This window comes from Promicromonospora aerolata, assembly GCF_042682255.1.
Lineage (GTDB): Bacteria > Actinomycetota > Actinomycetes > Actinomycetales > Cellulomonadaceae > Promicromonospora > Promicromonospora aerolata.
The window spans coordinates 165,393-188,821 of record NZ_JBHUHF010000001.1 but is presented as its reverse complement, the minus strand read 5'-3'; the positions used below and the strand labels follow the sequence as shown (position 1 = coordinate 188,821).

23 protein-coding genes are annotated in these 23,429 nt (G+C 68.7%); all 23 read right to left on the bottom strand.

Annotation, left to right across the window (positions count from 1 at the left end; all coding sequences use genetic code 11):
• Positions 1 to 3: 3 nt before the first annotated feature.
• Entirely contained in the window at positions 4 to 1,173 is a 1,170-nt protein-coding gene (locus ACFSL2_RS00885; protein ID WP_377183740.1) for a lanthionine synthetase C family protein, read from the bottom strand.
• Positions 1,170 to 4,244, bottom strand: a complete 3,075-nt coding sequence (locus ACFSL2_RS00880; protein ID WP_377196035.1) for a lantibiotic dehydratase — start codon at positions 4,242 to 4,244, stop codon at positions 1,170 to 1,172. The genes ACFSL2_RS00885 and ACFSL2_RS00880 overlap by 4 nt, the downstream gene beginning before the upstream one ends.
• A gap of 82 nt (positions 4,245 to 4,326) precedes the next feature.
• On the bottom strand, positions 4,327 to 4,485 hold the full coding sequence (locus tag ACFSL2_RS00875) for an FxLD family lanthipeptide (protein WP_377183736.1): 159 nt from the start codon (positions 4,483 to 4,485) through the stop codon (positions 4,327 to 4,329).
• Between the two features lie 50 nt (positions 4,486 to 4,535).
• Positions 4,536 to 5,765 (bottom strand): methyltransferase, FxLD system, encoded by a 1,230-nt coding sequence (gene fxlM, locus ACFSL2_RS00870; protein WP_377183734.1) that lies wholly within the window; start codon positions 5,763 to 5,765, stop codon positions 4,536 to 4,538.
• A 225-nt stretch (positions 5,766 to 5,990) separates the two neighbouring features.
• Positions 5,991 to 7,235 (bottom strand): methyltransferase domain-containing protein, encoded by a 1,245-nt coding sequence (locus tag ACFSL2_RS00865; protein WP_377196034.1) that lies wholly within the window; start codon positions 7,233 to 7,235, stop codon positions 5,991 to 5,993.
• Positions 7,236 to 7,358: 123 nt separating this feature from the next.
• Positions 7,359 to 7,973, bottom strand: a complete 615-nt coding sequence (locus ACFSL2_RS00860) for a 3'-5' exonuclease (RefSeq protein ID WP_377179070.1) — start codon at positions 7,971 to 7,973, stop codon at positions 7,359 to 7,361.
• 355 nt (positions 7,974 to 8,328) lie between these two features.
• Positions 8,329 to 8,865, bottom strand: coding sequence for an AAA family ATPase (locus ACFSL2_RS00855; protein WP_377179072.1), 537 nt, complete (start codon positions 8,863 to 8,865; stop codon positions 8,329 to 8,331).
• 128 nt (positions 8,866 to 8,993) lie between these two features.
• Positions 8,994 to 9,671, bottom strand: a complete 678-nt coding sequence (locus ACFSL2_RS00850) for a phosphotransferase (protein WP_377179074.1) — start codon at positions 9,669 to 9,671, stop codon at positions 8,994 to 8,996.
• Positions 9,668 to 10,492 carry a class I SAM-dependent methyltransferase gene (locus tag ACFSL2_RS00845; RefSeq protein WP_377179076.1) on the bottom strand — a complete coding sequence of 275 codons (825 nt, stop codon included), beginning with the start codon at positions 10,490 to 10,492 and terminating at the stop codon, positions 9,668 to 9,670. The genes ACFSL2_RS00850 and ACFSL2_RS00845 overlap by 4 nt, the downstream gene beginning before the upstream one ends.
• 60 nt (positions 10,493 to 10,552) lie before the next feature.
• Positions 10,553 to 11,572 (bottom strand): CgeB family protein, encoded by a 1,020-nt coding sequence (locus tag ACFSL2_RS00840; RefSeq protein ID WP_377196033.1) that lies wholly within the window; start codon positions 11,570 to 11,572, stop codon positions 10,553 to 10,555.
• Positions 11,569 to 13,284, bottom strand: coding sequence for a carbamoyltransferase family protein (locus ACFSL2_RS00835; protein WP_377196032.1), 1,716 nt, complete (start codon positions 13,282 to 13,284; stop codon positions 11,569 to 11,571). The genes ACFSL2_RS00840 and ACFSL2_RS00835 overlap by 4 nt, the downstream gene beginning before the upstream one ends.
• Entirely contained in the window at positions 13,281 to 14,258 is a 978-nt protein-coding gene (locus ACFSL2_RS00830; RefSeq protein ID WP_377196031.1) for a thymidylate synthase, read from the bottom strand. Before ACFSL2_RS00830 ends, ACFSL2_RS00835 begins: the two co-directional genes overlap by 4 nt.
• Complete coding sequence (locus ACFSL2_RS00825) at positions 14,255 to 15,268, bottom strand: NAD-dependent epimerase/dehydratase family protein (protein WP_377196030.1); 1,014 nt, start codon at positions 15,266 to 15,268, stop codon at positions 14,255 to 14,257. Before ACFSL2_RS00825 ends, ACFSL2_RS00830 begins: the two co-directional genes overlap by 4 nt.
• 69 nt (positions 15,269 to 15,337) lie before the next feature.
• A complete protein-coding gene (locus tag ACFSL2_RS00820) occupies positions 15,338 to 16,348 on the bottom strand; it encodes a hypothetical protein (protein ID WP_377196029.1) in 1,011 nt (336 codons plus the stop codon).
• A gap of 119 nt (positions 16,349 to 16,467) precedes the next feature.
• The gene (locus tag ACFSL2_RS00815) at positions 16,468 to 17,838 is read right to left on the bottom strand and encodes a glycoside hydrolase family protein (RefSeq protein WP_377196028.1); all 1,371 of its coding nucleotides are present in this window, start codon (positions 17,836 to 17,838) and stop codon (positions 16,468 to 16,470) included.
• 60 nt (positions 17,839 to 17,898) lie between these two features.
• On the bottom strand, positions 17,899 to 18,093 hold the full coding sequence (locus ACFSL2_RS00810) for a hypothetical protein (RefSeq protein WP_377196027.1): 195 nt from the start codon (positions 18,091 to 18,093) through the stop codon (positions 17,899 to 17,901).
• Between the two features lie 197 nt (positions 18,094 to 18,290).
• Positions 18,291 to 19,622: a cytochrome P450 family protein gene (locus ACFSL2_RS00805; protein ID WP_377196026.1), complete on the bottom strand. Its 1,332-nt coding sequence runs from the start codon at positions 19,620 to 19,622 to the stop codon at positions 18,291 to 18,293.
• 72 nt (positions 19,623 to 19,694) lie between these two features.
• Entirely contained in the window at positions 19,695 to 20,948 is a 1,254-nt protein-coding gene (locus tag ACFSL2_RS00800) for a cytochrome P450 (RefSeq protein ID WP_377196025.1), read from the bottom strand.
• Between the two features lie 55 nt (positions 20,949 to 21,003).
• Complete coding sequence (locus tag ACFSL2_RS00795) at positions 21,004 to 21,831, bottom strand: HAD family hydrolase (protein ID WP_377196024.1); 828 nt, start codon at positions 21,829 to 21,831, stop codon at positions 21,004 to 21,006.
• Positions 21,832 to 21,856: 25 nt separating this feature from the next.
• Positions 21,857 to 22,225, bottom strand: a complete 369-nt coding sequence (locus ACFSL2_RS00790; protein ID WP_377179100.1) for a hypothetical protein — start codon at positions 22,223 to 22,225, stop codon at positions 21,857 to 21,859.
• Positions 22,222 to 22,560 (bottom strand): hypothetical protein, encoded by a 339-nt coding sequence (locus ACFSL2_RS00785; RefSeq protein WP_377196023.1) that lies wholly within the window; start codon positions 22,558 to 22,560, stop codon positions 22,222 to 22,224. The genes ACFSL2_RS00790 and ACFSL2_RS00785 overlap by 4 nt, the downstream gene beginning before the upstream one ends.
• The gene (locus ACFSL2_RS00780) at positions 22,557 to 22,853 is read right to left on the bottom strand and encodes a hypothetical protein (protein WP_377196022.1); all 297 of its coding nucleotides are present in this window, start codon (positions 22,851 to 22,853) and stop codon (positions 22,557 to 22,559) included. The genes ACFSL2_RS00785 and ACFSL2_RS00780 overlap by 4 nt, the downstream gene beginning before the upstream one ends.
• A gap of 191 nt (positions 22,854 to 23,044) precedes the next feature.
• On the bottom strand, positions 23,045 to 23,404 hold the full coding sequence (locus ACFSL2_RS00775; protein ID WP_377179106.1) for a hypothetical protein: 360 nt from the start codon (positions 23,402 to 23,404) through the stop codon (positions 23,045 to 23,047).
• Positions 23,405 to 23,429 lie beyond the last annotated feature (25 nt).

Sequence of the window (23,429 nt, the reverse complement as noted above, 5' to 3'; positions counted from 1 at the left end):
CTGTCAGGCCAGACCGAGGCAGGCGTCCCAGGCGGGGGTCTGCGGGTGGGGCGGGTGGTCCAAAACCAGGCGGAGGCCGGGCGTGCCCTCGAGCAGACCGGCTCGGCGCGGTTCACCTGCGGCGCGCACGCGTGCGGTCCAGTGCTCGATGTGCTGGTTGAACACGGACGGGTCGTCGGCGTCGGCGGCGACGCGCCGCACGGTCTGCAGGACGCCGGCCGGGCCGTGGCAGATACCGTCGCCGACCAGATCGCTCGTCGGTGCGGGGTCGGTCAAGCAACTGGTGAGGGAGTCGGCCAGCAGGGTCTCGACCTGATTCTTGCGCTGCTGATCGCCTATGGCGATGGCCGCCAGTTGCTGGGCTCGTGCGATGCCAGGGGTGCCGTAGCACCATGACGGTGCCAGCGGGCCGGGCTGGTGGTCGCCGGACCAGCGCGCCCAGCCGTCGCCGGAACGGCGTTGGGTGTCCAGCCAGTCGAGGATGCGGTCGATCGCGGCCAGGTCACCCGGCACCCGTACGCCGCGCTGGACCGCCAGGGACAACACGGCCAGCGGTCCGGTGATGCCATGGGCGAGCCCGGCGTTGGCGTGCGGCCAGGGTCGCTCCAGGTCGGAGTGGTGGTGCCACACCTGCCACCCCGGATCCGGCTCATCGGCCGTTGCGCGTAAGGGTTCGGTCAGTCGGACCAGATAGGTCAGCAGTGCTCGGGTGGTTTCCGGGTCCGTCGACCGGACCAGGAGCAGGGCGCCGATTCCCGCCAGACCATGCATCAGGTCGTACTCGCCGAAGTGCGCTGTTTGCTCGGTGTCGATGCGCTGGTGTGCGGCGGCCAGCCGGGCAGTGGTGTGTGTGGCCAAGGCCTGGTCGAGATGAGCCATCGTGGGACCGGTCCAGCCAGCGGTGTGCAGGACGAACGTCAGGGCCGGAGCCCCGAAGAAGATGCCCGCGCTCGGGCCGTCCACCAGCGGCATCGCCGCCCGCGCCAGCTGACTCAGCGCCTGGGTATGGGCTGGGTCGTCCGGGTACATCGCGTGCAGGAGTGCCGTTCCCAGGTCGCCCCGGGACAGCGACTGCGCGGCCGCCGGTAGTTCACCGGCGTTCGTCGCAACTGCCTCCCGTCCGGCCACCGGAGTGGCCGACGGGACAGATGTGGGCGGGTTGGTGGTGCTCATGCGGGCACCGCGTCCAAGCCGTGCATGGGTGCCGGCTGGTCGGGGGCATTGACGTCATCGCTGCCAGAGTCCCTGCGGCTTGTCTTGGTCGGTGGCGCGGTGGTGAGGGTCAGGGCGGTCTGGCGTGCGGCGCGCAGTATCATCGTCTCGCGGTCGCGGTCGATACCCAGCGCCCGGTTGTGGTGCATGTGCAGCAGTGCTCCGAGGACCTCGGCCGGGTCGGTACCTGCCGAGCGCAGCCGTTCGGCGTACTGTCCCAGGGCGTCACGGCGCTGGCGCCACGCAGCGACCAGCTGCTGGCCGTGCTGGGTCTGGCCCATGAGCGCCGGCCCTTCAGGCCCGGCCAACCGGGAGGCCAGCAACTGCATGGACCGGTCAGGGCGCTCAGCGGAATCGCGGCGAGGCCGCCGAAGGATCCAGTCGAGACCGTCGCTCTGCCCCAGAAGCCCTCCGGCCAGATCGACCATGCTTGCCACCGTCACAGCCGCATGCCAGGTGCTCTCTTCCAGGCCACCGCTCTTGTCCTGGTCCGCCAGGTCGTGGGTGCTGGAGGCTGCCTGCGCTACAGCGGCCTGGGAGTCGACGACGAAGAACTCCTCGGCGGCCTCCAGTACGGCGCCGGTGCCGTAGCGCCCGACCTCCGGGGTGTCGGTTTCCCAGCGGATCCGGGAGACCATGCCGGTCTCCCGGGCCTGCGTGGCCCAGTCGGCCATGTGGCGGGCGACGGCGCCGAAGTCGTCCGGGTCGCGCAGCCGCAGTCGCAGCTTGAGGTGGTCGTCTGGGTCGCGGTAGCGGATGAACCACCAGTCCTGGATGCGGGTCTCGCGGGCCAGGTCGGTTTCCAGGGCATCCGTCAGCAGGGTGTCCATGAGGTCGGCCGGGGTGTAGATCTTCAGCAGGCAGGAGCGGGCCGTGCCGGGTTGACGAACATCCGGGCGTCGGACCAGGGCTGGCCCCGCCAGCGGCTCGGGGGCCGTTGCCGAGGGCTGGGTAGCGGCGAACTCGACGGTCAGCTGGTGGGCGTGACCGATCCACCCGTAATCGGTGAGGTCGGGGGCCTCGGTGAGCGTCACCCGTCCCTGCCGCCTGACCTCATGCAGCAGCAGCTGACGGTGCCCGGGCTCGGCCAGGTCCAGGCGCAGCCGCCGGTCGTAGGCGCCCAGGAAGACGTGGTCGGGCACGCCCCAGCGGTCGAGCCACACGTCCAAGATGTAGGAGGGGTCCACCTGACCGCTACCCTTCGTGCGGCCCTGGTCGATGTCGCCCACGCCGAGCTTCCACTGAGCTTCGGACAGGATGACCCGGCCGGTGCGCACCCGCGGTAGGAACGGCAGAGAACCCGCAGCGCCCCAGGAGAACGGGGCCATGACCGTGGTGTGGGCGCGGGGCAGCTCGTAGAGGAAACGGACGATCGGGTGAGTCGCCGAGACAGGTTCGAGCGCGTGCAGCACGAACGGTTCGATACGGCGCCCGGTCGGCAGGTGGACCAGGATCATGCGGCTGGTGGTGGCCCCGACCGCCAGGTCGGCCAGGCGGATCGTCGCGTCCTGGTTGTGCTCACCCACGGCGATCAAGTCAGGCACGATCTGGTCGGTTCGAGCTACGTTCTGCGTGCGAGCACGTAGCGCGGCACCGGAGATTTGAACCCTGACGGCGTCACGGTCGAGGGTGGGCAAAGCTGCCAGGGCTTCGACCCGCTCATCATGGTCTGCGGGGTCTAGCAGCGGGAGGAACCTGCCCGCGGTGACCCCGGACGCCACCGACAGGCCCCCGCAGACGACCCGGAACTGGCCCTGGTCGATCGCGGTCGCGGAGGCTGCGTGAACGGTGATGTTCATCGCGGTGTTCGACGGGACCTGACTCGCGCCAGTCTGGTCGGTGGTGAGTGCGTCGACGTCGCTGGCGGTCAGGATGATCTCCGGGGCACCGGTGACGACTGCCTGTTGCACCAGGGCCAGGAGGTGCTCGTCGCGGCCGGTCACGTCCTTGGATGTGTCCTGCTCGTCGGCGCCGCGGTACCCGTCGGGCAGGCCGATCCCCTCGACTGGGTCGATCAGGTCGGTGAGCGGCACGAGCGTACCGAGGCTGTATACCTCTAGGAACCGGGAGCGGTACGCGCGCCAGGCCGGGGTGCCGTTCGGGTGCGGTGAGGTCCGTGCCATGACCGCCAGAGCCCGCTCGACCTCGCGGGCGACCTTGGCCGAGACCATAACTCTGGTACCTGAGACAAGATCGGTCATCGCGCTGGACTTGCCCTCTGTCGTGGCGTCCTCGGTCCAGGCCACTGCGACGTCACGGACGGCCTCGACGGGATGCGCGGCCAGGTAGGCCAGCGGGTCCGGTGCTGTGGCCGGGGGCCGGACGTCGGTGTGCAGGAAGCGTTCACGGACCAGCCCGATGATCGCGGTGCGGACGACATCGCGAGGCACGTGCGGGTACTGCTGTTGGACAGCGTCGAGCAGGGCCGTCACCGGGATCGGGTGCGTCGCCAGCTCGAGGATCTTGGTCAGGGCCGGTGTGGCGTGCAGGCGTGCTTCGGTGGGGCCGTCGCTGCCTGGCCTGTTCGGCAGGACGAGGGTGTCACCGTGGCGGCGCGCCGTCGCGTCGGCGACGACCTGGCAGTGCTCGAGCACCTCGGCGTCGGACTCCAAGCTGGCGACCTTGGCGTCGAGCCACAGCGCGTCAGGCCGGGTCCGCACCCGGGATGCGGCATGCGTGACCTGTGTCGGCTCCGTCGTCTCGGTGAAGCGGGCCGGGCCGATCCCAGCGAGCCGACCGAACGGGCTGGAGCGGGTCGTGGCACGCAGGTGGTAGCGCGCAACGGACAACGCGATGCGGCGCACGGTACGCACATCCTGCACAGGCGTGGCGGTCAGGACGGTGGCCACCGCTGAGGCTAGGTCAGGGCTGGCGTTCTGCACGGCCGTACGGAATGGCGCCTGGGCCCACAGTGTTCGGAGCCAACCGAGGAGATGCGCCGGGTCAGCGTCTGGGCCGGGGAACGCGGGGCTCTGGTCGGAGACGGGCAGGGCAGCCGTACGGATCAAGGCATGGGGAAGATGTCGGTACATGGGTTGGTCCTTTCCGCTCCGGTAGTGGCCTGGTGCCGGGACAGCCGGCTGGGCGATGTCACGGCACCAGGCCTGGGGTGGATCAGCCGCAGGTGGAGTTCGTGCAGGCCGACTCGCAGGTGGAGGTGCAGCCGTCGGACGTGCCGCGCATCAGGTTGCCGACCACGGGGGCCGACTTCACCGTGGTGATGTCGAGGTCGAACTCGCCGAAGCTGCTGCGCGAGATGGTGGAAGTGGGCATAGGTGTGCCTCCTGGTTGTGAATCGGTTTGGTTTCTTGCTCCCTGGCCGCTCAGGGCCAGGTGATCGTGAGCCGGCTGTGCGGTCGCTCGACGGTCCGCGAAGGCCCAGCGGCGTTGGGCGCCTCGGTCCTCCTGGGTCGGACGGTCAGGCGGGGCCGGTCGCCGCGGTGCTGCGCATCCCAGGCCACGATCTGCTCGGCGTACTGGGACGCAACCTGGTCGGCACGGGGTCCGTGCGCGATGACACCGAGCTCGTACCGGTCAGGCTCCTCGGTCGGGCGCGCCTTGCGGTAGGCGAAGGTGTCCCCCTCGACCAGCGTCGGAATCCCCAATGGGGACGCCGCGGCCACCAGGCCAGCGGAACGTGCGCCCGGTTCGGCGGCCATCAGCGGCAACGGGTTCAGGACCGTCGTCAGCCACATGTCGAGGTACTCGGTCGACTCCGTTCCCCCGATACTCACCCCGGTCCACTGCTCGGTTCGCTCGGTGTGCAGCGACTGGCTCAGTCCTGCTACGTCCAGGTCCTCGGGACCGTCCACGCGCAGCCCGACGGAGGTGCCAGGTTCGTCGTGCAGGACTACCAGTCGGACCGCGTTCTCGCCTTCGCCGCGCATCGGGACGAACCCGCACACGTCCATCGAGCGGCTGACCAGCGTGTCGCCGTCGCGGACCAGCGCGGTGCTGCGGGTCAGTCCACGTACCCGAACCGGAGCGACGATCAACCCGTCTGGGCTCAGCTGCTCCCACCAGGCTGGAGGGATGTCGGGGGTCTCCACCGTGGCCACGATCCGGTCGTACGGCCCATGCCCTGGTACGCCGTGCTCGGCATCGCCCGTCACGACTGTCACGTCGTGGTATCCGGCCTCGGCCAGGAACAGATGTGCCTGATCGGTCACGTCCGGATCGATATCGATCGTCACGACCTTGCCTGACGGGCCGACAAGCTCGGCGAGATAAGCAGCGTTCACACCGCCGGACCCGATCTCCAGGACCCTCATCCCCGGGCGCAGGTCTGCCTGCTCCAGCTGCATCGCCTGGATCCGTGCTGCGGAGACCGAGCTGAGGCTGACGCCCTCGTCCGATCGCTTCGTCACCAACGGCTTCTCCGGGGAGTAGGCCCGCTCCGGATCGGCCCCCGCCACGAAGTGACGGGGCACAACGCGCAGAGCTGCGATGACGGACGGCGTGCGTGCATCGCCGTGCTCGACGAGGTACTGAACCATCTCCTCGCGCAGGCCGATGGCCCGCTCGTCAGCGGTCGTCGTGGGTAGCTCGGTCACGTGGGACTCTCCTTCGGGTTGTTACCTGGTTGGTGTCGCAACGTCATTTACGATCCTGCCCGGCCCGGGCGCGGCGCGGGAGATGGGAGCCCCCAAGCGACGACCAAGTCTTGCGAACCTCATTGGCCGCAGGGCGGCTCAGGCGACGCTGTCCTGTCTCCCTGAAGCAGGGATGGCGTCGCCAGCCTTCGCGACCAGGTCGTGCCGGCGGTCGAGCGGGTGGGCTCAAATGTCGTCGGCGCCGTCGTGGTGCAGGGTGACCGCGAGGTCCCCGCTCGGCAACGCCATGGTCGTCCCGTCCAGCGGAGACTTGACGCCGGCCGGGCGGTAGACGTGGGCGGCGCGTTGCGGCATGCCTGCCCGGCCCCATGCCGCCACCTGTTCGACCAGCACTTCCGCCACGTGCTGTGCGCGAGGGCCGAAGCCGCGGGCGCCGAACTCGTGCCCGCCGTCGACGGGCCAGTAGCACAGGAGGGCCAGGGAGTCGTCGTCTACCTGCGCGATGTTGACCCACTGCTCGGTGGTGTGCCCCAAGAGGTTTCGGTCCTCGAAGGCGAGCTCGGCGAGGCCGGGCAGCGCGTAGACCAGGTGGGTGCGCAGGCCGATGAACATCCCTGGGGGCGGCAGGACCACCCCGGAGGGGACCATGACGCTCTTCTCGGCCAGGGTCTCTGGCAGGCCGGACAGGTCCGTGCCGTGGTCCCACGAGCGGGCCACGACTGCTCCCCCGTTTGGGCCGGTGATCAGTGCCGTGTCTGGATCGAGACCGGCGGTTCCTTGGATGTCGACGAACCCGCAGACCATCGACGACTCTCCGACCAGGAGGTCGCCCTGGTGGCGGAGCTCGATCGACCAGCACTCCGAGGCATGCCGGGCGCGCAGCGGGACGACCAGGGCGCCTCCGGCGGTCAGCTGTTCGAGCCAGGCCGGGGCGATGTCCCACACCCCGACCGTGACCACAATCCGATCGAAGAGCCCCAGGCCCAGCGGCTCGACGCCGTCGGCATGGACGACCGTGACCCGATCCGTGTACCCGGTCGCGGCCAGGGCGGCGCGAGCGGACTCCACGACGACAGGGTCGATGTCCACGGTCACGACCTGCCCGGTCGGGCCGACCAGCTCCGCCAGCAGCGCCGCGTTGTACCCGGACCCCGCGCCGACCTCCAAGACACGCATGCCGCGCTCGACACGGGTCTGATGCAACTGCCGGGCCACCAACCACGGGGCACTCACGGAGGACGTGGTCCGTCCGGAATCGTTCGTCCGAGTAGGCACGACAGCGTTGGCGTACGCCGCCTCGAGGGTCGTGCCCGGCGGGCAGAACCGGTGTCGGGGCACCCAGTGCATCACTTGCTCGATCAGCGGCGTCACCTGACGCGGGTATGCCTCCTTGAGGCCGGCGACCATGGCGCGTACGTGGTCACGGGCGTCAACGTCGTCGGGCGCGGTGTTGTTGGTCCTGGTGGTCACTCAGTTCCCCTTGTCGGTGAGTTGCAGATGGCTTGTCTGTCGCCGTTCCGGTGTCGTTCGGACGACGATCACCTTCTCGGTCAGGACGGCGGCGGGAGCCCGCGGCGGCAGGTCTCTCGCCGGCTACAGCAGGTCAAACAGGGTCCGGTCGACGGCGGCAGCGGCGCTCGTCGTGCCGGCGGCCTGCCGCAGCTCAGCCAGAGTCGTGCCCCGGGGGTTGAGGGTGGCCGCGAGCTCGATCAGGAGCTTCGCGGCGACCAGGGCGTCGTAGTCGGCCCGGTGGGCTCGCATCCCGGCCGGCAGCCCGACACCCAGGTCGTAATGCTCGACTAAGGCGCCGAGACCGTACGAGGGCAAGTCGAGGACGTGACGGGCGAGCCGGAGGGTGTCCACCGCGAACGGCGGGGCCCAACCAGGCAGGATGCGACGCAGGACAGCCAGGTCGTTGTGCACCGCGTGCCCGACCGGGATCGCATCACCCAGTGCGCCCAGCACGTCGGGCACGATGTCGTCGAAGCTCGGTGCACTCGTCACGTCGTCGTCGCTGATGCCGTGGATCTGACGGGCGTGCCACGTGATCGGTGTCGGCGGTCGCACCAGCCACGCCTGCACGTCGCCGATGACGCCGCCTCGGAGGGGCACGACGGCGAGCTCGACCAGCTCCGGTGGCTGTGCGCCGTTGCCTTCGATGTCGATCACCACGTAGTCGGCTGCGGTCCAGGGCTCACCCAGGGTCACGCTGGGTCCTCCAACGGGTTCGGCGATCGGCATCTGTCGGCGGGGTCTCGCGGTGAGAACTCCAGACAGGGATCTGCCCCACTCGCCCCCTGAACCGCCAGTAGCAACGACACGGTTCGCGGGGCGTTCTCGGTCCGCGGAGTCGCGCGCAGTGGGCGACTCCGTTGGTCGGCGCGCACATCCCACGACCCGAAGGCTGGCACGCGCGACTCGGCAAACTTCGAGTCCGGGTTCGCGATCAAGTACTCCGTCATGAAAAGCCCGTGCTGCCCGTTCAACGTGGTCCGCCACCCCACCCGACGGCGCAGGTTCATCCGCCCGCGCAGCTCAGCTACGACCTGAGGCCCACCGGTGCTCACCCCTTGGAGGGTGCTGTGTCGAGCGTGCTCACCAGGCTCGTGAGAAGCCAGTCGACAGTCTCTTGGGCGGCGATCTGCGGACCGACGACGATCTCTCCGTTGAGGTCGAGGTAGTCGTCCTGAGCCCACCACTGGGCCATGAGCTCTGGCGTGAAGTCCGCGGCTTGGGGGCGGCCGGCATGCCTGCGGAGCGTCTCGTCGAACGGCACATCGAGATACGCGACCGCACTGGTTCCCCTGTGGTCAGCGACGAGGGCCCGCAGCATGTCCCCGTATCGAACCTCATGCATGATGCCTTCAACGACGGCGCTGTACCCAGAGTCGAGGGCGTGGCGGGTAAGGGTGTCGATCATCGAGATGTTGACGGCACCAGGAGTGTCCTTCTCCCACAGCAGCTTTCGGCGCACGTAATCCTGCTCAATGAGCGCTGTGCCGCGACCCATCCTCTCGCGCAGATCGCGCGCGACGGTGGACTTTCCTGATCCGGACGGGCCGCGCACGATGACGAGGCGCGTTGAGTCGTTGCCAGTCACGAGTTCTGCTCCGTTCGGACGCACAGGTTCGGAGTAGTGGCCGGTCGATACCGGCGCAGAGATCCTGTCATGGTCTTCCTTCCTCTGCCCTGCCGGCGCAGCCGACAGTTGCGGGTTCTGGTGGCTAGCTACAGCCAGGGCTGGGCTTCTGGCCAGGCGTGGCGGTATCCGTTCCGGTGGAGATAACGGGCTGTGAGGTGGTTATGGATGGCCGTGTACTGGCGAAAGGCTCCTTCCGTGCACTCTCCTGGGTTTGCCGCGCTCGTGGTCTCGTTGTAGGCCGCGAGTGTCTCCTCGACGAGCGTGGCCAGAAGGCGGCCGTGGGTCATTGCGGTGCTGACGACGAGCTTGGCCAGGTCGTAGCCGTAGGGCGCAAGCGTCAGGTCGTCGAAGTCGACGACCGCGGGGCCCTCGTCGGTGAGAATGACGTTGCGGATGTTCGTGTCCTTGTACAAGGCGACGTTCTCATCAGGACTCACGGGGAAAAGGGCGAGCGCGCCCTGTCGAGGGCCGTGGAAGTCGGTGATGGTCAGGTCGGCCGTGACGGCGGCCGGCTGGTCGAGGCGCGCTTGGCGTAGGCGCAGGGATGCGGCGGTGTGCAGTTGTCCAAGTGCTTGTGCGACCTGTGGCATGTCGCCTGGCGTCGGGTGGGGGCCGGTGAGGTGCTCGAACACGAGGGTGTCTGGTGTCACGTCCAGCAGGGCCGGGATGCGTACCCCGCTGTCGAGCTGGCTCAACCAGATGTGGTGGCGGTGCGCGGCCTCAAGCACCTGCGGGTCTTGGTAGGTCTTGATGAAGGTCGTCATGCCGTACGCCGGGCGGTCACGTAGGTCACGGTGGAGGTCGTGGTCACCGGTCCATCTATCCCGCGCCGGGCCAGCTCTTCGGCCAGGCTCCGCGGGTTGTCGACAAGTTGCTCGGGCAGGACGTACTTGGGTGTCGTGGTGAGGTATGCCGCCAGGTGGGCGGAGTCGTCGAATCGGAACACGTGCTGCTCGTTCGCGATGTCCACGACCTGCAGACCTGCTGCGGCAGTCACGGCGGCAGCGTTGGTGCTGTTGAAGGAGCTGTAGAGGCTTTGGCGCTCGCTGGCGGCCGGGTCGAGGCCGGTCCGGGCGAGGAGCTCGTCGAGCTCGTGGTAGCTGTCTGCCGACTTCGTGGCCAGGACGGCATGTCCACCGTCGGCGAGGCAACGGGCGATCTCGGCGGCCACCATCTGGGGGTGGTCGGAGTGGTAGAGGCAGAACGCCGCGGTTGCGACGTCGAGCTCTCCATCGGGCAGGGGCAGCGCGTGGAAGTCGGCCTGGAGAGTCTGGATTGTTGCGCCGGCGCTGGCGGCGCGGGCCCGGACGGCGTCGAGCAGAGCGTTGGACTGGTCGATCGCGATCATCCGGGCCGGCCTCAGGTGGGCGGCGATGCTCAGCGCGAGGCTGCCGCGCCCGCACCCGATGTCCGCGACGACAGGGCTGGGGGGCGCTACCGATGCGACGAGCTGGGTGAGGGCGGTGGTGGCGTTTGCTCCGGAGATCTTCGCGGCGAGAAGGGCCGTCGTGCGGTGTTTGATCCGGACCGCGGTGCCGTACAGCGGCGTCATCTGCGCCGGGTCGGTGAAGGGGTTGGTGGGCAACGGGGCCTCCGGTTTCATGTGCGAGGTGTCGATGGGGTGATGGCAGGTCGTGAGGTGGGCTCAGGCTGGGTTGAGGATCCGTTCCAGCGTGTCGAGCTGGCGTGAGACGCGGAACCGGTCGAGCTTGCGCAGGCACTGTGCGATGAGCTCAGCGTGCTCCGGAGTGCCGGCGATGGATGCCAGGTGCTGCAGGCGTTGAGCGGCCTGGTTCCCGGTCCGTACGTGCAGCGCCGCGGGCGTGAACAGCTCGGCCGACCGGATCGCGGTGGGGGTCAGCGGCAGGCAGCCGGCGAGGACGGCCTCCGGGAGCCGCTGGGTCATCTGGCCGACCTTCGCGTACCGGTCCGGCAGGAGGAGGACGGTAGCCAGTGCGCCGCCATGCAGCTGTTCGACCTGGCTGAATGGCACACGGCCCGCGAACGTGACGTGGGGCCAGGCCTGTGTGCTGGTCCACTTGCCGGCGACCAAGTGCTGATGATACTTGGCGGGGACCGCGAAGAACTCGTCGAAGAGGTGGTCCCTGTCGTACTGGTTTCCGATGTACACCAGCGGCAGGTCACGACGGCGCGCGGCGAGAGCCTGGGCGTCAGCCTGGTCCAGGACGACGTCGTCGACGGGGAACAGCAGCGAGCGTGCGCCCGAGGCAGGGTGGAGGGCTGCCTCGCAGATCGTGACGTTCGCCAGCTGGCGCAGGGGGTGGTCGCTGGGCAGCTGCCGGTCCTTGTCCCACAAGATCGTCGGAACCGAGCGGCGGCGGGTGTAGTGATCGACGAGTTCGGTCTGCCTGTGCAGGTCGCAGGTGTGACCTGGCGACCCGCACGGCACGGTGTTGCGTCCAGCGATGGGCCAGCGCCACTCGAGGAACAGCGCGTCGATCTCTGGCAGGTGTTCGTCCCACCGGTAGGTGCCCGTCAGGTCGTGCCCGGCCTCGAGTCGGTCCCGGTCAGCCTGCAGGAACACGATGTCGTGTCCGCGGCTGAGGAGGCCGTCGACGAGGACCCGGCGGTGGCTGCGCCCTCCGTCTGGGGTGTCGGTGATGCCAGGGCCTAGGAAGCCCCAGAAGCTGTAGCCGATCCTCACTTGGTGACCCACCAGCCCTCGAGCAGGAGTGCGTCCAGGCCGCTGCCGACCAGGCAGTCCAGCGCCATGTCCGGGGTGCCGCAGATCGGCTTGCCCTTGATGTTCAGGGAGGTGTTGATCAGCACCGGCACCCCCGTCAGGGCGGCGAACTCCGCCAGAACCTCGGCGAGGAACGGGTTGCTGTCGTGGTCGAGTGTCTGGACCCGCGCGGTGCCGTTCGCGTGGACGATCGCGGGGATGACAGTCCTCGTCAGGTCGGTGACTCCGGAGGCGATCGACATGAACGGTGCTGGCTGGGGCAGCGTGAAGTAGTCGCCGGCCTTCTCGGTGAGCACGATCGGCGCGAACGGGCGGAACGGCTCGCGGAACTTCACCGTCGCGTTCAGGCGGTCCACGACGTCCGGCAGCAGGGGCGAGGCCAGGATCGACCGGTTGCCCAGTGCCCGAGGGCCCGCCTCGAGGCGACCGTGGAAGAGCCCGACGATCTTCCCGTCGGCGAGCTGCCCTGCCAGGAACCGTGCCGGGGCCTCGGGACGGTGCGCACGCGTGCCGTGCCGCGGCTCTGCCGGCAGGGCGAGCCGCTTGTAGGACGGACCGAGGTAGCACCCGCCGACGTCGCCCGGCAGAGTGCCGGCCGCGGCGAGGTGTACGGCGGCGGCCGCGCCGATTGCGGTGCCCGAGTCGCCGGGCGCCGGCGGGACGTGGACCTCGTCGAAGTGCCCGGCCTCGACGATCTTCCCGACCGCGACGCAGTTGGCCGCCACTCCCCCGCCCAGGCACAGCCGCGCGGCACCGGTCAGCCGGCGCGCACGGGCGGCGAGGTGGAGCATCACCTGCTCAGTGCGCTCCTGCAGGGCGGCGGCCAGGTCCTGATGAACCTGCTCGACCGGCTCGTCAGGGTGCCGCGGCCGGCAGGTTGCCGCAGCGAGACGGTCGCTCACCCTCGGATACCGGCTCGACAGGACTCGCAGCGGCAGCAGCGCCGGGTCGAGCGTGAACCCGGTCTCGGTGATCCGGACCGCTTGCGCCATGACCTTCCGGAACTGGCCGGGGTCGCCCAGGGCCGCGAGCGCCATGACGGTGCCTTCTTCGTCGCCGCGGCGCCAGCCGAGGTGTTCGGTGATGGCTCCGTAGGCGTAGCCGAGTGAGGCGGGGTCGTCGATGGCGTCCAGGATGCGGTGGTCGTAGGTGCCGTCGGGTGTGCGGGTGGCGTGGGCGATGGTGGTGGTCTGGATCTCGCCGAGGCTGTCGGCGATCAGGACGGCGGCGTCGGTGTATGGGGAGGACGCGAAGGCGTAGAGGCCGTGGGCGTGGTGGTGCTGGACGGCGGTGACCGTGGCGTTGGGGAACTGCTGGCTGATGAGCTGGAGGCGGGATCGGGTTCGTGCGGCGACCTTGGTGAAGCTGCGTGCTCGGGCTGTCGCGCGGGCCCTGGTGCTGGGGCGGGTGAGGTGGTTGGGCAGTTGGGCGATGGCGGCAAGGTAGCGGTGGGGCTGGAAGTTGTACCCGACGGTGGTGATGTCGGCGGGTGTGAGGTCGTTCTGGGTCAGGAGCCAGTCCAGGGAGCGCGCGGGGAAGGCTTTGGTGTGCTTGTCGCCGGTGAGGCGTTCCTCCTCGCAGAACCCGGCGAGCTGTCCGTCAACGAGAAGCGCGGCGGACGAGTCGTGGGTGTAGGAAGACAGACCCAGGGCTAAGTGGCGGGGCGCGGTCATCGGGTCGCCTCGCTGGTCACGGTGGTCACCGCGGCAGGGTCCTGGAGGGCCAGGCGCTCGTACCAGCGCTCGAGCGCGGCGCCCAAGGGGCCGGGTGTGGTGGCCGCGGTGGCCAGCGCGAGGGGCCGGTCACCGGCCGTCCAGGAGCGGTAACCGGTCATCACCGTGGCGAAGGCGGACCATGTGCGGGTGGGTGCGGTGGTGGGGTCCTGGCCGCTGATGACGTCGTCGAGCAGTGTGGTGAAGTCCGTCCAGGGGACGGCGAGGGGCTCCAGCGGTTCTGACGGCGGCGTGGAGCTGGGGTCGATAGTGGCGGCGGCGGTCGTGTGCTGCTCGTACAGGTGCAGGGAGTCGACGAAGTGGTGGTACTCGCCGAGCTCGACGTCGAGCCACGTGGCCAGGAGCTCCTGCAGGACGGTGGCGGCGAAGACGTCGTAGGGGAACCCGAGCCACAGGTCCTGGCTGCGCATGGTGGTGTGCATGTGGAGTCGGCCGTCGCGGATGAAGAACCGGTACCCGAGGGTGCACGGCACGTCCCGGTGACCGCGGGTGTCACGCTCGGGGTCGAAGAGCTGGATGACGGCTTGGCGGGAGTCCGGGTCGCGTGTCAGGAGCTGGCGGACGTTGTCGAGCTGGTCGGGCCCGTCGCGCCAGCGGCGCATCCGGGGGCCGTAGGCGCCCTGCAGGCGCCCGTCGTCGGCGTACTGGGCGAGGTTGCGGTTGTAGTCGAAGATCCACGGGTCGTCGGATCCGGACAGGATCCACAGGGTTTCGGCGACGGCGAAGGCGGGGTTGATCACCCGTGCCGGGGGCAGGTCGACGAACCTGTGTCGCGGGCTGGTCAGGCACAGGTGTGCCCCGAGGATCTCGGTGGTGGGCATCCCCCGAGGCCGCACGTCACGGCCCTGGGTGAGGACGGCGTGGCACGCCTGGGCGTAGAGCTCGTTGGCGGTGGGCGCGGTCAGAGAAATCATCGGGTGGTCTCCAAGGTCTCGGCGGGCGTCTCTGTGGTCGGGTTGTTCAAGGTGGCGGTGAGCCACTGGGCGTGACGGGACAGGCCCTCGAGGAGGCCAACACGGGGCCGGTAGCCGAGCAGTTGCTCCGCCAGGGTCAGGTCTGCGCTCGTCGATAGGACGTCGCCGGCTTGGTCCGGCTCGTGCCGGATGGGGACCTCGGATCCGGTTACCGTGGCGATTAGGTGCAGGACGTCGAGCATGGTCACGCTTTTGCCGCCGCCGACGTTGATGACTGTGCTGGGTACAGCAGGGTCGGCGGCCGCGATCGTCGCGCGTACGACGTCGTCAACGTAGGTGAACTCGCGCCGCTGTTCGCCGTCCCCGAAGAGAGGTGCGGGCGTGCGGGTCAGTGCCGCCAGCAGCATCTGGTCGATTGCCATACCGGGTCTCTGGCGAGGGCCGTACACGGTGAAGTAGCGCAGTGCGACGGCCGACAGGCTCGTGCCGCTGCGCGTGGCGTGGGCGAGGCACAGCTGCTCCGCGGCAAGCTTCGTGACCCCGTACGGCGAGATAGGCCTGGTTGCATCGTCCTCGCGGCTGGAGCGAGTGATCGCCCCATACACACTCGAGGACGAGGCGTAGATCAGGCGGCGTACACCCGTCTGTTCGCAGGCGTCTATCACGCGGTGCGTGGCCGTAAGGTTCGTCGTCACGTAGTCGACGAAATGTGCACCCCACGAGCCCCGGACCCCGCCCAGCCCGGCTAGGTGGTAGACCGTGTCGGCGCCGTTGAAGATCGCCGCGAGATCAGCGTGCCCGAGGTCGACGTTGTGGAGCCTGAAGCGATCGCACGCCGAGGCAGCCTTCAGGTTTCTCACCGCGAGCCTGTCGGTGGTCCCTCTCACGTCGATCGCGGTGACTTCGTGGCCAGCTCGAAGGAGCGCGTCGACCAGAGTCGACCCGATGAACCCTGCGGCGCCGGTGACAGCGACATGCGGGAGTGACTGCGGATGAGCGTCGTTGTTCATCGGTCTCCTGTCTGGATCACTACAGGGCGTTGCATGTCGTCGGTTCGGCGCATCTGCGCTCCTCGGGGTTCAGCGCGGTGGATGGTGCAAGGCGATGTGCAGGTTGGTCGCGGCACGGTGAACAGTCGCGCGCAGGCGAGTGAGGTTGTAGCCGGTGAGGTGGTCGCCGGTCAGCCCTGCTCTGGTCACGTTGCGCGTCAGGGCGGCGACGTCCTTGCGCGACAGACATCCGCCCACGTTCCGCAGGACCTCGCGGGCGGCATGTCCGTCACGCAGAGTGATCGCCTCGGCGGCGAGCTGGCGCGCGATGTCGGCGTACGGGTGTCCCGTGGCGTGCGCCAGGCGTGCGACGGTCACGCCGTACCGCGCGCGGTAGGCGGCGTGCAGGGGTTCCGGTCGACTCTGCCGGAACGTGGTGAGCATCGCTGCAACTTCGTCCGCGCGGTCGGCGGGCTCGGCGGCCAACGCTCTGAGGCAGGACGCGACCTCTACCTCCCAGAGCTCGGTAGGTGTTGTCTCAGCCAGGTGGTGACGGGCGGCCTCCAGTTCACCGTCGACCAGGTGGGCCACGACCAGTACCTGGCGTGTCTCGGTTAACCGGGTGGCGGGTCCGCTGTGTCGTGTGACGAGGTCGGATGCTTCGCTCCATCGACCTGCCACAGCCAGGACCTTGACGGCGTCGGCCAGGAGCCGGGACCAGGCCCAGTCCCGCAGCAGCCGCAGCTCCTCGGGCGCACCATCGACGCGGTCCAGGGACAGCATGTACCTGTCCACGGGTGTGCGACTGCCGGTGCGGACCGCGTGCATCAGGTGGGTCAGCCACGACAGTGCCTGGTCCGTGCGACCGGCTATGGCATGCAGGCGCGCGAGGTCGGTAGCTGGCTCGAGCATGGCGATCGCCACGGGAACGCTCAGTGTCGTCAGCTCGGCATAGGCACCCAAGTGGCGGCGCAGGATCGCAGTCGTCTCCTTGGGCCGCTGGCAATCCGACGCGAGACCGGCGGCGCGATCCAGCGCGATCGCTGCCAGGAGCACATCGACCTCACGGCCGAGCGGCGCAAGGTCGAGGATTCCGGCCACCTGACTGATGCGATCCTCCAGGGAGACGCAGACCGGCGCCGGGCGGGCGATCAACGGAAACTGTCGCGCCAAGCCCGCCACACCCGCTGAGCCGAACAGCGACACCGGCGCTGTCGCCGTTACCACAGCACGTACCCAGGGGCAGTCACACGTGGGCGGCCCGTGATCAGCAGACAGGCGTCCCAGTGCGAGGTGGGCGCAGTCCCGCGGCGAAGCGTCTGGGCAGCCAGCCCAAAACCCGACCGCCCAGTCCAGAACTCGTCCGGCGCGTCCAGGGCCTGAGCTGATGCATGCCGCCGCAGTGCGTCCCCAACGGCGGACATGCGGTGCTTCAGCCTGATCTCCATCGGGCCCGACGCGTCAGCCGCGGCACGATAGCCCGTCTGGTACAGGCCAGCCAGACCACCCCACAAGCTCGGATCGTCCAGCCGACGAATCTGCCGGTCGGTCAGACAGGCCAGGAGCGCCGCCTCCGCAAGGCCTCGCGCGGTCTCGTCGCCGATCGTGATCGCACCCATCTGCAGCGCCCTGGCCATCCCCGCCATCCGCGACCAGGACGGCAGCGCCTCCTGGTCGCCGCGGTCCACGCCGGACGGGTCCCCGGCACTGATCTCGTCCGGCGTGACCCAGCGGGGCCACCACGCACTGTCCGGCCAGATCTCGGCGCTCGCGGGCTGCTTCCAGCGGACGAACCAGTCGACCAGGGTCTTGATTGGCATGCGCAGGCTGTCGAGGGTGTAGCCGGCGCGTACGCAGGTCACCAAGAACGCCAGCAAGCCGCCGGCGCCACCAGCCATGGTCATGTTCACGTGCCCGCCGGGCGTCACGGAGTCCGGTCCCGGGTGATGCGCGACGTACCAGCCTGGCACTTGCGTCCCGTTGACCAGAACCGGCCGCGTCAAGCCGACGACGTAGTCGATCACCCGCTGCATGAGAAGGGTGCCTGGAGCGCAGCGCAGGAGGATCACACCGAGTCCGAGGATCCCCTCGAGCAGTCCAAACTCGGCTACAGTCGGCGGTCGCCCTGACTCGTGGCGAGCTGTGGCCGCGGCCAGTCGCTGCCCGACGATCTGTCGCAGGTCTTCGTCGATCGCCAGCTGCCTCTCGCGGAACAGGCGCGGCTCGCTGATCTGCTGCCGGCGGGCCTCCGCGATCAGTTGGGTGTCGCGGAAGTCGAGGTACCCGTCGGTGCCGGCCGCGTCCATGACCAGCGCACTAGCGGGCACCCCTCGGAACAGAGTCGCGGAGCCTGTTGTGTTCGCGTCGCTGGTCAGCTCGTCGATCGCAGTCTCGGCCTGTTCCCACCCGCCATCACCGGTCAGGGCAAGCTCGACGGCCAGGAGTGCGGGCCCGACATCACTGTCCGACAGTTCCCTTCGCGTGTCCGCCGAGGCGGGCGTGCGCGGCTCAGGCTCGGGCCTGCTCATCTGAGGTCGCCTGGCCTTCCGTCGGGTGCGCTCGCCGATCACCGGGTTGATCTTCTTTCTCACGTACGTCGTTCCTATAGCTCGTCTAGTCAGTGGATGCACCGCAGTGGCCCGTGCATCGGCTCAGGTCTCGTTCGCTTCGTGATGTCGCGATGTCGGGGAAACCGGGGCACCGTCGCCTGTGGCCTGAATCGCCAGTTCGTACCCGGCCAGGACGTCGGTCGAAGACATCACCCGCCGCCACCGGGCGCGGAGACCGAGGTCCGCTTTCGGGTAGGACAGTCCTTCCTGGTCGAGCGCACGCTCGACCAGGTTCATGCGCAGGCCCACTGCCGCCGGCAACTCGCATGACCGAGTCGGGGCCTGTCCCGGTGCAGACGTGACCCAGAGCTCGCCCGCCGCCAGCAACGGTCCCGTTCCGTGCCGGACACGGACCACTGCAGTCGCCTCGGACGGCAGATGCGTGAGCGCGGCACTGATCTGGGCACCGAGCTCACGCAGTTCTGTCGTAGTGCTCATCGCCGCGAGGCTTCCGTGCTGGTCCAGTTCTCGTCGTACCCGGTCACAGGGTCGAAGCTCACCGGCAGACTCGACGCACTCCTGGCCCATAGCGAGAGGCCGGTGCCAAGTTGGTCGGCCGGGACGGTGAGCCTGAGTCCGGGCAACCGGTGCAGAACCGCTTCGACAGAGGCCTTGACGATGATGCGAGAGATGCGCTGGGCAGGGCAGTGGTGGGGGCCACTGGCTCCGAACGCGAGGGACGCGCGGGAGGTGCCTGTCCAGACCGGGTCGGCGCCGCGGTGGACGGACGCCGTCGCTTCGGCGGCGGCCGCGACGATCGCTTCGCCTTCGTGTACGAAGCGTCCACCGATATCTACGTTGCTGTCGTTGAAGACGCTGCCGATCTCGATGTCGGCCGTGGCGAACCTCGCCGGGGTGTTCCATACCGGCGAGCTGTGCACGAGGACCGCGTCGAGGGCCTCATCGATACCGAGACGGCCGCCGCGCACCCGCCCGTCGAAGTCGTTGTCGCTCAGCAGGTAGACCAGTGCCATGGTGACCCAGGCGACGGACATCTCGTGGCCCGCGGACTGGATCATCTGGGCCGTGTCCAGCAACTCCTTGTCCGTCAGCCCCGTGCCCGTTCGCGGGTCGCGCCAGCGCACCATCGTCGACAAGACGTCATGACCCGGGTGGCTCGTGCGCTTCCTGATCAAGTCCTCCAGCATGGTGTTCAGCCCAACGAACGCAGGGCCGGCCGCCGCGGTATTGGAGAAGATGTCCCTCGCGTACTGCCCCATGACGCCGGCGTCCTCAGCACCCAGGCCGTACATCGCCGCCACCGCCAGGGACGGGACGAACTGGGTGTAGGTGGGGACCAGGTCCGCAGTTGTGGCGCCGTCCTTGGCGATGTGGGTGAGCATGAGGTCACACACCCGCTTCACGTCGCGTCGCAGCGCAGACTCGTCGACTTGCGCGAACGCGTCGTCAACCACCGCGCGCCGTCGCGTGTGGTCGGCCCCGTCGCTGTAGTACGCGTTGTCACGGTCGGAGAAGAAGGCGTGCAGGCCCGTTCCGGGCTTCACCTGTCCGTTCTGGAACGCTCGCCAGTACCGGACCTCGCGCGTGAAGTTGTTCCGCTCGCGCACGACCCGCAAGGCGTCAGTCCAGTCCAGGGCGAGCCACGCCGGGACGCCATCGGACAATTCGACCGCGGCCACGGAGCCCCATTCGGCTCGCAACGCAGCGTAGGCGTTCTCCGGGTCGAGGGTGGCCGCGTACAGCGGCATCAGGCCCGTCAGGCTCTCGAGGCGGACATCTCGAGGCCGCCTCACTGTGGTCAGCACGTCGTGATCTCTTTCTGCTTGGCGAGTGAAGAGCCGTCCCCCGCACGACGCGGGGGACGGCTGTGACGTGGGTCAGTCGTTCGGCTCGAGGGTCACCAGCAGACGGGCATGGCCGTTGGTGATGATTCCGTCGTTCGCCGGGATCTCAGCGGGGTCCTCGACCAACGTGAGGCGGTACCGGCTGAACAGGGCAGGCAGCGCGAGCTTCGCCTCTGCGATCGCCATCGCGGCACCGGGGCAGCGGTGAGGCCCGTACCCAAATCCGAGGTGGTCCTTCTTGATGCGGGTCGGGTCGAACACGTCGGGAGCCTCGTGAACCTTCGGGTCCCGGCCGGCGCCTGCGAAAGACACCAGGAGCGGCGTGCCCGCGGGGATGTCGAACCCGGCGATCACGATGTCCTTGATGGCGAACCGCATCGGAACGACGTTCGCGGGAGAGGAGTGGCGCAGGGCCTCGTCGATGATCGCTTCCCAAGCCTTCTCCGCGGCGTCGGTGCTGGGGTCCTCTGCGAGAACTGCGGCGAGATGCTGCGGGTGGGTGAGCAGGAGGAAGATGCACTGGTCCAGCAAATTGACCGTGGTCTCGTACCCGGCGACGATCAGGATCCGGACCACCTCAGCGATCTCCGCAGCCGTGTACGTGTCGCCGTCTTGGTTGGCCTGGATCAGGGCGCTGGTCAGGCTGTCATCGGGGCGGGCGCGCTTGCGGGCGATGAGCTCGTCGATCGCGCCGAGCAGCCCGATGAACGCGGCCCCGAGCTCCTCCCGGCTGATGCTGGTGTCGAACAGAGCGTCCGCCCCCGCCCGGATGACAGGGAACAGGTCCTGTTCGTCATCGACGTCGACGCCGAGCACTGCACCGATCGTCCTGATCGGCACGGGGAAGCAGAATTCAGCGCGCAGGTCCAGGGGTTCAACCTGGCTCCTGTCGTGCGGGCCTGACGGTGCGATCTTTGCCAGAGCCCCGGCCACGATCTCGTCGATCATCGGTTCGAGCTTGTCGATCTGGCGCTGGGTGAATGCCGGCGTCATCAGCTTCTTCAGACGCCGGTGTTCTGCGCCATAGGCACTGAACGGCCCTGCGTTGGTCACCCAGGGCACCACCAGAGAGTCGGCCGGCACGTTTCCTGCGCGCAGGTCCGGCCAGTGCGCCGCGGCGTCGCGAGACACGTCCGGATGGGTTCCGATCTCCTTGATGGCGGCATAGTCCGTGACCATGACCGCCCGCAGGCCGTCCGGCATCTCTACCCAGCCGACCGGGCCCACGCTCTCAATGTCGGCATAGATGTCGTCGGTGAGGACGTAGGGGTTCGTCTCTGTCGTCATGTCGCGGCACTCCCAGGGGTCGGAGGGAAACATTGGAGCGGTGCGAGGAAGGAAGTCACCGCACCGCGGGGATCGTCTCGGGCAGCAGTGAGCGCAGGACGGTGGCTGCGCCGTCCTCTTCGAGGGTGCCGGTGATGTCGTCGGCTGCATCGAGGAGCTCGGTGGGTGCGTGCCCCATCGCGACGCCGCGGTGTGCCCAGGCCAGTAGTTCGAGATCGTTGATCCCGTCGCCGACGGCGGTCGTGCGCTGCGGGTGCACACCGAGCAGGATTCGGATCGTCTCGAGCGCGGTGGCCTTAGAGAGGTGAGGTGGTGTGACGTCGAGCCAGCTGGAGCCGTAGGGGTTCACCGTCACTCCGGTGGCCTGGAGCTTGTGCCGCATGTCCGCGATGCCTGGCGCGCGCAGGATCAGTCTGGTGGTGCGCTGGTCGGCGATCTGGTCTGGGTCAATGTGCCGCTGGGCACCGTTGACCTCGTTCGGGGCGAACACGTGCGTGACGCGGTAGCCGCGACCGACTTCTTCGGCCGCGATCTGTACGCCGGGATGAGCGGCCCGGGCGCGGCGGACCACCGGCGCGGGGTCAAAGGTTTGCACGTCGTGGAGCAGGTATCCCTCGGGGGCTTGGGGAGTTAGGCGGGCGGTCACTGCGCCGTTGGACGCGACGGCCCAGCACTCGGTCAGGCCGAGCAGGCGCGCGACCGGGAACACTCCGACCAGGGATCGCCCCGTAGCCAGAACGACATGGTGTCCTGCCGTGCGTACCTCGGCGACGGCGGCCTGGACGACGTCGGTGACGTCAGTGGTGCCGGGGATAGCGATGGTGCCGTCGATGTCCAGTGCGATCAGGGCGGCCTGCCGGCTGATGTCATACGTCGTTGTCATGTCCACGTCCGGGAGTTGAGGGTGCTCACGCCGGCACCGCCTGGCGCTGGCGAGGGGGGTCTGTGGCGAGGCGCCCGGCGCGCTGGGGAGCAGCCGGGTGGCTCTGGCCGATCACGACGCATACCGCGCCGTGTGGTTCGAGATCGCGGGTCACGCGGGCCGAGGCTTCGGCCATGCGCGCACCGGCGGGGATCAGCACGACGCGTGCATCGCAGACGCGTGCGGTGGCGACCAGCTGCGTGATGGTGAGCATGTCGAACTGGTCGGTCACGATCCGCTCAAGCGCGAGCCCTTCGGCCGCGGCGTGCTCGGTGACCACAGCACGCTGGTCGTGGAGGGCCTGCTCGGTAGGGCCGCTCACGTACGCGAGAGCTGTCGGCCGAACGCCGGTCATGACGCGATCTGCTTCGGGTTCGGGCGTCCGCCCGCAAGAGGCGCACCGGCGCACCACGGTGTGACGGTGCATCGGGCGGGCAGGATCGCATCGTCGCGAGTTGTCATCCCCGACCAGGTGTCGGGCACCGTGAGCTCAAGGTCCAGGAGGCTCGCCAGTGCCCGGGCGCTGGACTGGTCGGAGGCAACGACATTGACCATGAGTGATGGATAGATTTCGCCGTCGTCCCCGCGTCGTCGTTCGACAGTGAGCCGGACATCTTCTACGTCGACACTGGCGCACCCGAGGGCGATGAGGGTGAACGCACTGACGACTTCGCCCATGGCGACCATCACGCTGTCGTCCTGCGCAGTGCACTGCGAACGTGGACCTCTACACCCTTGACCTGGCCACACCAATCCGTGAACCCGGGCGTTGACGAGTAGCTGTCGAGGGTCGAACGCAAGCCCAGCCTCTGTGCGATCTCGTCGCCGTCCTGAAGTTCCGACGGCTGGATGTGGATGTTGTCGGGGCGAACCACGCACCCAGCCACCTTTTCGGCGCCGACCAGATCCACGAGCTCCACCACGACGTCCAGCGCCGTTGAGAGCCCGACCAAGGTCTGCTGGTGGGACAGCGCGGCTTCCATGGTGGGGCCCTCTCCGTCGACTGGATGTGCCTCGTCAGTCTCGGGGGGCGTTATCGCGAGCGAAACAGCGCTCGCTGGAAACTTTGCATTCTGCCCGGGTATGCCCTGTGACCTGCGACGATGCGGCCGGAAGGACAAGAGTTTCCACCAGATGGAAGTTCTACCTGTCGTGGCCCGTGCAAGTGCGGCGGTCACGAGACGACCTCCGGTGTCGCAGCAGCGCCTTCTCCTGTGGTCGGCGCGTACAGGCGGAGCGTCACGGGGTCGTACTGCGACACGTGCCGCAGCCAGCCGATCCAGCACACCAGCCCTGCCTGCGAGGTCAGTGCGGTGTCCGCCCGGTCCAGCTTGAGCTTGGTCGCCAGTTGCTCGGCGTCCGAGTAGGCGTCCGCGAGCGCCTCGATGACTACAACGCCGAGGGGGTGTCCGTGTCGGTCGTGGTGGTTGGTGATTTCGGCTCGGGCCTCGATGACGGCGCAGGAGAGGCCGTAGAGGTTTGCGAGGGTTTCGAAGCCGTGTCGGGCGTGTTCTGTCTGGATGACCGTGGCCATGTTGTTGCCCCGTCCAGTTCGTTTG